8 protein-coding genes are annotated in these 14,797 nt (G+C 37.0%); 6 read left to right on the forward strand and 2 right to left on the reverse strand.

Annotation, left to right across the window (positions count from 1 at the left end; all coding sequences use genetic code 11):
- Positions 1–5 precede the first annotated feature (5 nt).
- The 5 genes from GQR60_RS19650 to GQR60_RS19670 all read left to right on the forward strand — a co-directional run bounded on the left by GQR60_RS19650 (position 6) and on the right by GQR60_RS19670 (position 11,445).
- The gene (locus tag GQR60_RS19650; protein ID WP_124994575.1) at positions 6–1,508 is read left to right on the forward strand and encodes a TolC family protein; all 1,503 of its coding nucleotides are present in this window, start codon (positions 6–8) and stop codon (positions 1,506–1,508) included.
- A gap of 41 nt (positions 1,509–1,549) precedes the next feature.
- On the forward strand, positions 1,550–2,599 hold the full coding sequence (locus GQR60_RS19655; protein WP_160463535.1) for an efflux RND transporter periplasmic adaptor subunit: 1,050 nt from the start codon (positions 1,550–1,552) through the stop codon (positions 2,597–2,599).
- 117 nt (positions 2,600–2,716) lie between these two features.
- Entirely contained in the window at positions 2,717–5,827 is a 3,111-nt protein-coding gene (locus GQR60_RS19660; protein ID WP_124994577.1) for an efflux RND transporter permease subunit, read from the forward strand.
- A 98-nt stretch (positions 5,828–5,925) separates the two neighbouring features.
- A complete protein-coding gene (locus tag GQR60_RS19665) occupies positions 5,926–10,647 on the forward strand; it encodes an efflux RND transporter permease subunit (RefSeq protein WP_124994578.1) in 4,722 nt (1,573 codons plus the stop codon).
- A gap of 96 nt (positions 10,648–10,743) precedes the next feature.
- Positions 10,744–11,445 (forward strand): hypothetical protein, encoded by a 702-nt coding sequence (locus GQR60_RS19670; protein ID WP_124994579.1) that lies wholly within the window; start codon positions 10,744–10,746, stop codon positions 11,443–11,445.
- Between the two features lie 79 nt (positions 11,446–11,524).
- Here the strand turns inward: GQR60_RS19670 and GQR60_RS19675 are convergent, their stop codons facing one another.
- Complete coding sequence (locus tag GQR60_RS19675; protein ID WP_101309960.1) at positions 11,525–11,887, reverse strand: rhodanese-like domain-containing protein; 363 nt, start codon at positions 11,885–11,887, stop codon at positions 11,525–11,527.
- A 606-nt stretch (positions 11,888–12,493) separates the two neighbouring features.
- On the opposite strand from GQR60_RS19675, the gene GQR60_RS19680 reads away from it, so the two are divergent.
- Positions 12,494–13,186, forward strand: coding sequence for a hypothetical protein (locus GQR60_RS19680; RefSeq protein WP_124994580.1), 693 nt, complete (start codon positions 12,494–12,496; stop codon positions 13,184–13,186).
- A 356-nt stretch (positions 13,187–13,542) separates the two neighbouring features.
- On the opposite strand, the gene GQR60_RS19685 is transcribed toward GQR60_RS19680, so the two are convergent.
- On the reverse strand, positions 13,543–13,965 hold the full coding sequence (locus tag GQR60_RS19685) for a hypothetical protein (protein WP_124994581.1): 423 nt from the start codon (positions 13,963–13,965) through the stop codon (positions 13,543–13,545).
- Positions 13,966–14,797 lie beyond the last annotated feature (832 nt).

The following is a 14,797-nucleotide window of genomic DNA, read 5'->3' on the forward strand; positions in this document are numbered from 1 at the left end:
AAGGCATGATCACAACTATACCACAACAAAAATTGTTACGAATCTTTATCTGTGCCGGAGCAATTCTATTCAGTTCTTTCTACTCGCAGGCACAGAAGAATATCACTCTGGATGAGGCTCTGCTCATAGCCTTTGAAAATAGTCCGGACATTAAAAAATCGAGAATAAACATGCAGCAAAACAAAGAACAGCTGAATGCCCAACTGGCCTCTTTACGCTCTCGTTTTTCTTTTGATGTTACTCCTTTATCGTACGACAAAACAGAATCGTACAATGAATATTTTTCCACCTGGAATACTTCTGAAAATAAAAAAGCAAGTGGAACATTTACCGTTTCTCAGCCAATTAAATTAACTGATGGTAGATTGTCCCTGCAAAATGAGTTTGGCTATCAGGACAATTACTCTGAAGCCAGCAGTTCAAATTATGCGGGATACAACAACTCGCTTTACTTGCAATACGATCAGCCACTGTTCACTTTTAATAAAACCAAAATGGATTTGACCCGAAACGAGTTAAATCTTGAAAATGCAACTTTGGCCTACTCCATACAATTACTAAATATGGAAAGGCGGGTAAATCAGGCATTTTATTCCATTTATCAGAAGCAAATGGCCTTGAAAATATCGGAGGAAGAGTTTGAAAACCAGAAAGTAAGTAAAGAAATCATTGAAAGTAAAGTTGAAGGTGGCTTGTCTGCGAAAGAAGAACTTTATCAGGCTGAATTAAACTATGCAACCAGTAAATCGAGTCTCGATAATAATCGTGTAGAATTGGAGAATGCCAAAGATGAATTTAAATTTTTGTTGGGAATCTCCCTATACGATGACGTATCTGTAAATACAGATATCCAATACGTTCCTGTAATTGTAAATCTCGAGAAAGCCATTGAAAACGGATTGACACAAAGATTGGAATTAACACAAAAAGAAATAGACTTAAACAATGCCAAATTTGATTTGATTCAAACTTCAGCAACCAACGAATTTAAAGGAAATGTGAGTCTTTCGATTGGAATCATGGGAAACAATGAAAATCTGGCCGATGTATACGACAAACCCACCAGAAGTCCACGGGTTGGAATCACTTTTTCTGTTCCAATATTTGATTGGGGAGAAAGAAAAGCACGAATCAGAGCAGCCGAATTGGAAATAGAAAGCCGCGAAATAGATAAAAACAGCCTGCGCGATGATATCACCATCAACATTAGAAAAATATATCGCAATCTTCAAAATTTGATTCAGCAAATCGAAATCTCCAAGCAAAACCAAAAAAATGCAGAACTAACTTATGATATCAATTTAGAAAGATACCGAAACGGTGATTTAACCAGTATCGATTTGGAACGCTTTCAAAATCAGTTGTCCGAAAAGAAAATGAATCTGGCTAACTCTTTAATCAACTATAAGTTGGAATTGTTGAATTTAAAAATACAATCACTTTGGGATTTTGAAAACGACAGATCCTTTGTGCCACAGGAATTGCAGGAAAATTTGATCATTGAATAAAAAAAAACTCAATCATGATATACCATACTAAGTCCACAAACATGAAACGAATCGTATTCTACCTTCTAAGCATTGCAATTTTTTCCGCTTGTAACGACAGGGAAACTGATCTAAACAAAGACATCGCAGTTCAGGTATCCGTTCAGGAAATTACATCCAAAAACATCGAAAAATTTATTAGCACCACAGGAACTGTAAATCCTATAAAAACAGTTGCTATAAAAAGCGAAGTGGCCGGCAAATACCACTTGCAGATCAATCCTGCAACCGGTCGCCAATTTGCCTTGAGCGATTTCGTTAAGGAGGGAACCGATGTAATCGTTCTGGAAGACAAGGAATACGAGAACAACATTAAAATCAAGTCCTTGGAACTTCGTTTGGAGATATCTCAGCAAGTATCCGAAAAGCAACAATCGCTATATGAAAAAGGTGGCGTTACCCTTTCGGAAGTAAAAAATGCCGAAATAGACCTGATGAATGCCAAATATTCTTACGAAGATGCCATATTTCGATTGGCTAAACTAAAGGTGAAAGCTCCATTTTCAGGAATCATTACCAATCTAAACTACTATACCGACAATACACGGGTTGAAGCCTCATCGGACATGCTAAGCATCATGGATTACAGCAAACTGCATATGGAGATTAATTTGGCAGAAAAAAACATGACTTCGATCAAAAAAGGACAACCGGTAAATATTATCAACTATACGATTCCCGGTGATACACTAAACGGCGTTCTGGCTCAATTATCGCCGGCTATCGATTCTGAAACCAGATCTTTTAAAGCTGTTATTAATATTAACAACTCTAAACTTTTGCTGCGCCCCGGCATGTTTGCGAAAGCTGAAATTGTAGTTGCAAAAGCCGACTCGACCATTGTGATTCCGAAAGATGTGATTCTGAACAAACAAAAAGGGAACACTGTTTTTGTTGTAAACAAAGGCTTGGCAGAAGAGCGTGTAATTGAATTTGGATTGGAAAATCCTAACGAAGTACAGGTAATTTCCGGATTAGAGAAAAAAGACCGACTGGTAGTAAAAGGCTTTGAAACTCTTCGGAACCGATCAAAAATAAAGGTGGTAAAATAATTTCAAGAGATCTTTAGACACCAGACATGAGATATTAGATTGATTTACAGACCTGATTCAAATCATATCCTAAACAACATGGCAATCTTTGTCATTCAATTATAAATTGCTTTCAAAATGAAGAAAATAACTCAATTTTCGGTCAATTATCCGGTAACAGTTTCCATGATTGTAATGGCAATATTACTTTTGGGATACGTGTCACTCGGCAAATTAAATGTTGACCTGTTCCCGGAAATGAACGCTCCCCGCATATTTGTGGAAATTAAAGCCGGCGAACGTCCTCCGGAAGAAATCGAAAAGCAATTTATAGAAAGCATTGAAGCACAATCCATTCGACAAAAAGGCGTAAGTCAGGTTTCGTCGGTTTGTATGGTTGGTTCGGCTCGGGTAACCGTGGAATATTCCTGGGGGAGTGATATGGATGAAGCTTTTTTGGAATTACAAAAAGCATTAACAGCCTACAGTCAGGATGCCGAAATTGATGAATTTACCATTACACAACACGATCCCAATGCATCTCCCATTCTAATTATCGGAATGCTTCATCCGGAAATTAAAGACATGGATGAGTTGCGAAAAGTGGGTGAAAATTACATCCGTAACGAATTGATTCGTTTGGAAGGAATCGCTGAGGTAGAATTGACCGGAACACAGGAAAAGGAAGTGCGCATCGAAACCAGCCAATACCTTTTGGATGCCCACAAAATAACCATCGATCAGATTGTACAGAAAATAAAAAGTCTGAATCAAAATGTTTCAGGTGGAAGCATTGTTGAGATGGGAACCAAGTACATTATTAAAGGTGCCGGTTTAATCCGAAACATTCAGGAAATCGAAAATATAATTGTCGGAACCAAACAATCCTCGGCCTCATCGTCTGCTCCTGTAAATACAGGCACTCAGGTTTTAGTGAAAGACAAAGTCCCAATTCTTTTAAAAGACGTAGCTAAAGTAAGTTTTGTGGCAAAAAAAGCACAAAATATTGTCCGTATCAATGGCCAAAGATGCATCGGTTTGTCTATTTACAAAGAAACGGGATCGAATACAGTTCAGGCAGTTGAAGATTTCGAAAAAACGATGGTTTCTATCCGTAAAGCCTTGCCCGGATATCAGTTTATCGTGGTTCAAAACCAAGGTCAGTTCATTCAAAAAGCAATTGATGAAGTAGAAGAAACCGCTTTAATTGGTGTTCTTATTGCCATTTTGGTTCTTTTTGTCTTTTTGCGAAGAATAAAGGTGACCGCAATTGTCAGTTTTGCGATTCCTGTCTCTATCATCGCCACCTTTAATCTAATGTATTTTAATGGATTAAGTTTGAATGTAATGACACTGGGCGGTTTGGCATTAGGAGCCGGAATGTTGGTCGACAATGCCATTGTAGTAATCGAAAATATCTTTCGGAAAATGGAGCTTGGGCTCTCGGTGAAAGATGCTGCCATAGAAGGAACTTCGGAAGTTGGAGGTGCAATTGTAGCTTCTACTCTTACCACAATTGTTGTGTTTCTTCCTATTGTGTATATGCACGGAGCATCCGGCGCACTTTTTAAAGATCAGGCCTGGACGGTTGCTTTTTCGCTGATAGCCTCTCTTTTTGTTGCAATTTTAATGATTCCCATGTTGTTTCATTATGCCTACAAGGGAAAAGGAAAAAATATAAAATTCAAATCGGTTAAAATAGGCTGGTACGGAACTTTACTGGCCAATTTACTAAACAAACGAAGCCTGGTAATTGGATCCGCAAGTTTGTTAATTGTACTGACAGGACTTATTTTGCCCTATGTTGGAAATGAATACTTACCCAAAAGCGGAGTCGGCGAATTCAGTCTGGATATTCAATTGAAAGAAGGAACTCAACTGGAAAGAACCTCTCAAACAGTTGAAGCCATCGAATCCATGCTGAAACAATCTATGGGAGATTATTTCGAAACTGTATACACTCAAATTGGTCCGGGAAGCAGTTCTGCTGCCGACAAAGCCGTATTTCAAAATGAAAATACCGCCAGCATAAAAATTCGTTTAAAAAGCGAATACACTGCTCAATCGGAAGCAATACTCGAAAACGTAAGTCAATTGGTTGGTGATATTCCCGATGCGGAAATATCCATTATCCATGATGAAACAGCTTTACAATCGACCATTGGAACAGAAAGTGCTCCCATTGAAGTTGAGGTAAAAGGAAAAGAAACGAAAGTTCTGGAACAGCTTTCTGCAGAAATTAAAGGACTCCTGACTCAGGTTCCCGATTTGACAAATATAAAAACCAACATTGAAGAAGGAGCCCCGGAAGTTAATGTGGTGATTGATCGTTACAAAGCAGGTCTTTTTAACCTAAGTACAGAAGGAATTACCAGTCAGCTAAAAGACATTTTGATGGGGAAAAATGCAGGCAAATTCGAACAAGGCGGAGAAATGAATGACATTACCATTCAGATGCCTGAAACGAGTCTGTCCGAATTAAATACGCTTCTGCTAAAAAGCGGAGATCAGAAAATACCACTCTATGAAGTAGCACACATCGAAAAATCATCTTCTCCAAAACAAATGTTAAGAAGAAATCAGACCAGAATTGGAAAAATCAGTGCCGATATTCGCGGAGAAGTGGCTTTCGATCAGGTTGTCGATAAAATAAACACCAAACTCGCCAATATTGAATTGCCGCAGGGTTATCAGGTAAATCTGATTGGCGAAGAACAGAAACGTCAGGAAGCACTTTCCAATTTAAGCTTTGCTTTGATTCTTTCGATCATATTGGTATATATGGTTTTGGCTTCTCAATTCGAATCACTCATTCATCCTTTCACCATTCTGCTCACTATTCCATTGGCTGGAGTTGGTGCCATTTGGGCATTTTTCCTTTTGGGAATGCCTATGAACATCATGGCCTACATTGGTATTATTATGCTGGGAGGAATAGCGGTGAATGATTCCATTATTCTGGTTGATGCCATTAACCAATTTAAGGAGCAGGGGAATTCCTTGCGCGATTCGATAATTATGGCAGGTGAAAACAGAATTCGCCCAATTGTAATGACCAGTATCACAACCATTTTAGCCTTACTTCCACTAACCATTGGATTTGGTGAAAGTGCAGCTTTACGGGCTCCAATGGCAATAGCTGTAATTGCAGGTTTGATCACCTCAACCCTTTTAACACTGGTCGTTATTCCTTGTGTGTACTATATTTTCGATAACATGCAAAGCTATTTTTCGAAATCAGGAAAATAGAACATCAAACAATACAGTGAAATAAACAGATTTAAATAATAATCTGACAGAACATCAATAAACAGGAACAAGCTAACAGCTAATTAAGCTTAGATTATATGAACTTCATTATAAAAAGAAAGGTTTTAATAGCAATGCTCTTCACCGGACTTAGCATGTTGGGATTTTTCTCCTACAAACAATTGCCGGTTGAACTGATTCCAAATGCACAGCTTCCTATGTTGTTTGTAGAGGTAGGAACTACTATAGAAGTAGATCCCCGCTATATGGAAAGTGAAGCAATCATTCCTCTGGAAGGAATTGCAGGAGGAATGGAAGGCGTTGAAAAGATAGTCTCTACTGCCGGACAGCAACGAGGAAGTATTGAGATTTCTTTCGAACAGGGAACCAATCTTAAATATGCTTATTTAAAACTTGCTGAAAAAGTAGAAGAAAAGAAGAAAGATCTTCCAAAAGAGTTCAGGGTTCAGGTATTTAAATTCGATATGGAACAACTCAACAACATGTTCATGAATATTCAGGTTCGTGGAAGTGGAGGTGTTGACCGGGTTCGGCAAATTACTGAGAATGAAATCGTCGATAAAATTAAAAATATCGATGGCATAGCCAATGTGGCTCTTTTTGGCGGGCGCGAAAAATCCATTGATATTCTTCTAAGAGATGATGTTTGCAAGAGTTATGGCATCAGTCCGTCGGATGTTCGTTCCGTTCTAAGCAAGAACAGCAACATGCGAAGTTTTGCCGGGAAAGTGATTGAAAATAACAAAATGCACTTTGTGAATATTGTCTCCGAATTTACTGATATCTCAGAATTAAACGAGCTTGTTGTTAAAGAAGCAGGCAATATAAAACTGAAAGATATCGCAAGCATTCGTTTTGGAGTAAAGGAAGAAACCTCATACAGCCGTGTAAACGGAAAAGAAGCAGTAACCCTTCAGCTAACCCGCGATTCTCAATCGAACATCATTGAACTGGCCGACAATGTAATTGCGAAAATTGAAGAAATCAATCAGGAACTGGCAAGCAAAGATATTGCTGTGGTGGTGCAAACCAACACTGCCGAAACCATGAAAACCAATATCGATTTGATTATTGAACTGGCATTAATTGGAGGCCTTCTGGCAATTTTCGTTCTCTGGATATTCCTGAAAAACCTTCGTTTGGTCACCGCAATTGCACTGGCAATACCCATTTCGGTTTACACAGCGTTCAATTTTTTCTATGCTTACGATATCAGCATCAACACACTCACCCTTTTGGGGATGGCACTTGCCATTGGGATGCTTCTCGATAACAGCATTGTGGTGCTCGAAAATATTTACCGTCTGGCCGCCCAAAAGAAAGATCCGGACACGGCAGTTATTCAGGGAACCAAAGAAGTATGGCGATCCATTTTTGCTGCCACACTAACAACAATCACCGTATTCCTGCCTTTTCTGTTTACATCCAATTTCTTTATCGGATTATTGGGCAAGCACATTGGTGTTTCCATTATCTCCACCTTATTGGTATCGCTGGTTGTTGCCCTGCTATTAATTCCCATGATTACCCACACTTTTCTGAAACGAAAAAATGCCGCCCGTGCCGTTAATTTCCAAAACATTTCGCTCCACAACCGATTGGTGCAGATTTATCTGGTAACGCTGAAATCGTGTATGCGGTATCCGGGAAGAACTATTCTTGGCGCCTTAGGACTGTTTTTTGTCACCTTACTGATTAGTTTGGGGCTAAGCATGATTTCGACAGAAGAAACCGAAACGAAAGATTTGAATCTTTATGTAACACTTCCTGGCGGAACCACTCTCGAAAACACCGATTTATTCATTCGGGAAGTAGAGCAAAAACTTGATTCTGTTCAGGAGAAAAAAGACATCACCAGTCAGGTTTATGAAGAAGAAGCTGTATTAACAATCACATTGCTTGATGATTATCGCGAGAAGCAAAACCTTTCCATTCCCGGCATTAAGAAAAACATTCTGGAACGTTTGGATGATTTGCCACGTGCATCTTTCAGCTGGGATCCTCCGGCTACAGGTCGTCGTTTTGGCGGTGGCGGAGGTTTTGGCGGCGACAATCCATTTATGGAAATGTTGGGCATGGGCAGTCAAAAAGAAAAATTGATTATTAAAGGTCAGGATTTTAATAAGATGCTCGACGTATCGGAAGATTTGGAATACTACCTAAATCAATTGACTTCCATTAAAAATATATCGGTTCGAATTCCTGCCAAACGTCCCGAAATGGTCATGGAATTAGACAAACAAATCATGGCGGTATACGATATTCCTGTTACATCGGTATTGTCGGAATTAAATTCCTTTCAGAAAGAATTTTCGAGTGGTGTAAAGTTCAAACAAGGCACCGAAGAGTACGATATTATTATTAAAACACTTGGTGACAATACCGAGCAGCAAACAAGAGATGCAAAAGATCTGCGTAAGCTTACCGTAAGGGGTACTCAAGGCGCTGAATTCGAATTACAAAACATCAGCAATCTAAATTTCACCGACGGATTATCAACGATCAAAAGAACGAATCAGGAAAAACAACTCGAAGTTGAATATCAGTTTATTGATGAAGTGAACGATGAGAAAGACCTCTTAACTGCATCGAGGGTAGAAGTTGATGAATTGGTTGAACGGATGAATATTCCATCGGGAATTGCATTGGAAATTGTTCATGAAGAAGACAATCTGGCTGAATTTGGCTTTCTGTTTCTGATGGCCATCATTCTGATATTTATGATTCTGGCTTCAGTCTTTGAATCGTTCACCATGCCTATTGTGATGATGTTTTCCATTCCTATGGCTGCAATCGGATCGCTGATTGCCTTGATCCTTACCGGAACCTCTCTAATGAACGCCAATGTATTTACCGGATTAATTATTCTGCTGGGTATTGTTGTGAACAACGGAATTATCATGATCGATTATTCGAACGTATTGCAAAAACGCGGCTACCGGGAATCCAGAGCTCTTATTATGGCCGGACTGGCACGTATCCGCCCTATCCTGATCACAGCTATCACTACCATTATTGCCTTAATGCCACTTGCTCTTGGTCGTGCCGAGTATGTAACTACAATAGGAGTTCCTTTTGCCATAACCGTAATTGGCGGGCTAAGCCTCAGTACAATTCTTACCTTGGTTTTTATTCCAACACTATATGCCGGATTGCGAACCAGCTTAAACTGGATACAAAATCAGCCTGTTTGGGTAAAAGCTATTCAAATTGCTATTTGGATGATAGGAACCTACTTCATTTACATAGAAGTAGACAGCAAAATTTGGCAGATCATCACATTCCTGATTTTGCTGTTATCGGTACCGGCATGCATCTATTTTATCCAGGCCAGTTTAAGAAAAGCCAACGAAAAACTAATTGCTCCTGATGACGCTTTACACATCGAAATTAGAAATTTGGTAAAAATATACGAATGGGATGGTCGGTTTATCAGGGAATGGAAATCGGGACTTAAAATTAGAGAGCGATTGGGTTTAAAGGAATCCTATTCATCTATCCGCGATTTTGTCACCTTAATCTGGCAATTGCCTTTGCTTGCGTTCCTGTTCTTTTTCATTTACATCCATCTCGAAAACAAATACTGGTTACTTGGCTTGTCCATACTATTCCAAATTCTGATTTTGAATTTTATGTCTCCCGTTATGGAATACCGTAATCATCTAAAAAAAGAGAGCAGTAAAAAATGGATGCCCCGATTTATTTATGCACTGCATAAAATCATATACTGGTTGTTCCCGGTACCTGTGTTCGTATATTTTTATCAGCAATACGAACTAATCGGACTCATTGCTCCTTTGGCCTTTTTCTGGTATTTGGCTTTACTGATCAAAGTGTCTTCTGATAAAATTTATCATGAAAAAATAAACATCAACCGGGTGAAAGGCCGATTTAGCGGCATCCGCAAATTCTTCTACCGATTTGTTTTAATCATCCCAATAATCGGGAAAAAGAAAATTCCGTTTAAAGCCGTTAAAGGTGTTTCCTTTGATATTAAAAACGGGATGTTCGGATTACTGGGGCCCAATGGTGCTGGTAAATCAACCTTGATGAGAATTATTTGCGGTATTCTGGAACAGAGTTACGGGCAAATCACCATTAACGGCATTGATGTTCGCAAAAAGCGTGAAGAACTGCAAGGTTTAATTGGATACCTGCCACAGGAATTCGGCATGTACGAAAACATGAGCGCATGGGATTTCCTGAACTACATGGGAATTCTGAAAAAACTGAATAATAATAAAGAACGAATGGAACGTGTGGAATATGTGCTTAAAGCCGTTCACATGCTCGATCAAAAAGACAATAAGATCGGTTCCTTTTCGGGAGGAATGAAACAAAGAATCGGGATTGCACAGATTCTGCTTCACTTACCAAGAATTTTGGTGGTTGATGAGCCAACCGCCGGACTTGATCCACGCGAGCGAATTCGATTCAGAAACTTGTTGGTAGAACTAAGTCAGGACAGAATCGTGATTTTCTCCACTCACATTATTGAAGATGTAGCCAGTTCGTGTAACCGGGTTGCTGTGATGAAAAAAGGAGAACTAAAATACTTGGGCGAACCGATTCACATGGCAGGTATCGCCGACAAAAAAGTGTGGATGCTGACGGTATCAACCGAAGAGTTTGAAGATTTAAAAACCAAACATGTTATTATTCATCATATGCGCGACAAAGATCAGATTCGGGTTCGCTGTTTGGCCGATGAAAATCCGGGTTACGGAGCGGTAAATACAAAAGCAAATTTAGAAGATGCTTATTTGTGTTTGCTGAACGAAAAGGAAGAAAGGGATTAACCCAAAAGGGAAATTAAGGAATAAATAAAAAAGATTTAACCACGAAGATCACAAAGAAAATGGAAGGTGCACTTTACGGTAAAAAACAATAATCATATGAAAGAAAAACTGATACTCACAGCCGATTTTATACGCTACAACATCAAGATTATATTTGCGAATAAATTTATCTATTTTCTGATTGCAGCTTTCGCCTTTTTCCTGATGGTAACCGGTATCATGTTGTTCTCGGATTCGAGTCCCGATGAAGCAGATATTTATAGGAGCTTGATTTTTCCGGGAGTCCTGATCTTATTCTACCCTGTTATCTACAACATACAAAGCGATAAAGATACCCGAATGCTCGAAATTCTGTTTGGAATCCCCAATTACAGATATAAAGTGTATTTGGTGCGCTTTGCACTTAGCTTATTACTTTTGCTCTTAACAATGTGTCTGATGTCGTGGATAACGGTGTTTGCAATTATCCGCATATCCGTTTTTCATATGGTTTACCAACTGATGTATTGTCTGCTGTTTTTAGCCAGTCTTGCATTCCTTTTGGCCACTCTAATCAAGAATGCGAGTGGAGCCGCAGTAGTTATGGTAATTATTGGTCTGGCATTTCTGATCCTTGCAGAACCTCTTGCATCCAGCAAATGGAATATATTCCTAAACCCCTTCAATGTTCCGGGTGATATGAGTTACAGTATTTGGCAAAACGTGCTTTCTCAAAACCGAATGATGCTGGTAGTTGGTGCGGTCATATCAATTTTATGGAGTTTAATTAATATGCAAAAGCGGGAACGATTTGTATAGGATACCAATCAACTATGAACACAAAGAAAAAAGGCTCATTAAACTAAATTATTGAGCCTTTTTTTTTTATATCTGCAAGCTATTCAACCTCGCTAAGCTGACTGGCTTTCTGTTTCAGCTCTTTATTCCAACTGTTCAATCCGCCTTTTAAATGCGCAGCTCGGTGATAACCCAGTTTATGCAGGTAGTTTCTTACTTGCTTGCTTCTAAATCCTACATGACAAAAAATCACCATGTCTTTGTCCTTCGGCAAAAGAGGAAGCTTATCCGGTATCTGATTTACAGGAATATGCATGGCATTTTTAATACCCTCCTTCGCCAATTCATGAGGCTCGCGAACATCGATAAGCAAAATATCATTTCGCTTTTCCATCTCGTTCATTAGCTCAAGAGCAGTGTAACTTGTTTTAGGGCCGTTATCATTATTTTTAAAAAAGAACATATGCTTAAATTTTAAATTAAATGTTTATCGTGTCGATGAAATATCAATTCAGATATTATCAACATTAGGTATAACAAATATAAAAAAATAAGCCGCTATCAATCATTTTAAAATAAAAATATGATCGGGCAGAGACTTAAAGTTTGTTAAAAATAAGATTTATGTTCCAGTTATCGATATAATGGCAATTAGCACATACTCCCAAAAGTTCATTTATGAAATGATGCATTAAGGACAAAAATCAATGTTTAATGCAACACAATTAAAGAACTACATAAAATGTACCATGCAATAATTGAGAGTATGCTCATTGATGGCAAAAGCTACAATTACATTCAGAATATGCTTGGCTGTTCCCGACATACCATTTCAAATGGTTAGTAAAAAAAGTAGGCGCAATTGATAACAGTAAAGAGAATCAGAAAAGAGTATGTTGAAAATTGACGGTTGTTTCTCCTCCCAATAGCACTATCTAGATGTATTCTATATTGCGCCAGAGTAATAATTATTTTATGATTCATTAATTAGCTTATGTAACTTTCATAGTATAATATACATTATAACATGTTATGCCACATATAAGAAGAACCTATAAAAATTAACACTATGGATAATAAAACTTATAGACTTGATGAAGCAAATGAATTATTAGAGGAACAATTCATAAAAATTATAAAAGATAATAATATAGAATTGCAGAATAAAGATGAAGCGATGAGTCTATTCAAGGAAGACAGCTTTGACATTTATTTTGAGAATGCAAAAAATAAATGTTCTACAAATATAACAAAAGACGAAAATGGGAAAATTCATGTAAAAAGAGTTGCAAATCGATTGGTAAGAAAATACAACTGGGTTATACATGATGATGACTTAAAGTTTATAGATAAAAGTCTTTCTCTTCTACCATTTGTCTCTATGATTTTTATTCAGCAATGGGCAATCCCTACACAAATCATAGGTGTCTCAATATTACTGATAAATTTCTTTTTAAATGCGAAGAAAAAGGGAGCAATATTAGGAGATGATGAATTCTTAACATTATTAATACTAAGATTATTAGAAAAGAATCAAAAACTTAAAAAAGTATCTGACGAGAAAATACTCGAAAATATAAATAAGAAAATTTCTGAAGAATCTAAAAAAAGCAATAAAAATATTCAGGAGATAAAGCAGTGGTCTTCTAAAGAATTAATCGAAAAATTAAAGAAACTCCAAAAGGTAAAGCACAAAGATGGTAAAATCACATCTTTTGTAGATACAGATAATAAAGGGTTTTGGTGGAGTGTTGATGTATAAAATTAAATACGACGGCACAACATTTTGTGCAATTAATTGCAGAATGGCACATATTGAGGTTTGTTTCTCGCTAAAACTTCATCATTGGTTGATAGGAAATTGCCATGCAATCTGCCACTACTCAATCAATTTGACTTTAGCAAAAATATTCCATGAATGTTGGTTTAACAAAAATAACTAATACCAATTTAAAATATTGGTTTTAATAAGAGGACTTCTGGTTTTGAGAATAACATTAATCAGTTACAGGTTTAAACATCTCTTCAAAATGCAATAGGATTAGAGAACTTACAAATAGCGCAAGATAAGGACCTATAAATATTCAATTTATAGGTCTTTAAGAAGAATCAAGATTCTTAATTCAATTCTTGAGTACATATGTTAAAAATGAAAGACTCTGTTATGTGAGTAAAATAAGGATTTTCTTGGGATCCGTCAGTTGTCTTATTTAAAACAGAAACAATAATTGATATTTTACCATTAGAAACTGTTGCATTTTTTGATGTAATAGTATTGGTCATAATTGAGCCCGAACCAGAAGCTGTGACAGTAAAATTTGAAACAGTATTGTTACTGTAATCCAACGCAATAGTTAAATATCCTTGGTAAGTAAATCTTAAATACCCAGACGTACAATCACCAGCCTTATCAATTGAGGTAAAATTTCCTGATCCTGTGCTGCCTCCGCCTTGGTCTCCTGGAACATATTTCCCAGTCTGCTGTGAGAAAGCCGAAATACTAATAAAAAAAACAAATACTAATCCTAATAATTTTTTCATTTTATTTGATTTAATTAAAATAATAATGTATTATGCATTCCAATTTAATAAATATATTTAATATATCATATTAATATTTAAGCATTTAAGAGAAAAAGCTGATTTTTTACTTAAAAATACCGTAACCCGGTTTAGCCAGAACGAGGCTTTTTACCAACAGAGACTACCTATTTATCCGTCTAAACGGTTAATTAGCTGGCAAAATAGTATCCTTAATGTGGTGCAATTCCCTGTATAGGCTGATTTTAATACCAACATTAATTTATGGCGAATGAAAATTCACTTCTCTTAGCTTATTAATTTTGCTTATCACGTTATTGAGGTAATGATCTCATTAAAATATTCCAATTTAATAAAGTTGGCAGATTTGACAGTATGAATCTTAGTTTAGATTTAATACTTTAGTGAAATTATTCCATTAGTTTTAAATTATCATCATAATGATCATTCATTACTACTCAATGGATAGACAAGCACACTTTTTATTAAATTAACAAAGCAGTATTCAAAGCCTAACAGATGATAATTGGCGGTCATATACATACTTCTAATATGTTTTCACCAATGTTAAAATGAGCAAACTTCATAAAAAATAATGATGTCAGAAAGAGAATATCATAAAAAAATAATTATCGATGCTTTTACCCATCTTGTGAAAAAAGTGGAATTGTCGAGTAGTTTGAATTTGCACGATATCAACATAAATGTTTTGACCCCTGATATCCTAGAGTTTTATTCTATTTTTTAATTTTCATTTTATAGAGTGATTCAGGCTCTGTCAAAATTTAATACTACTAAGCTGCTTTCCCTCGCTTTTTAATTAAATGCTGAT

It is taken from the genome of Labilibaculum euxinicum (assembly GCF_009795715.1).
In the GTDB taxonomy this organism is placed as follows: Bacteria; Bacteroidota; Bacteroidia; order Bacteroidales; family Marinifilaceae; genus Labilibaculum; species Labilibaculum euxinus.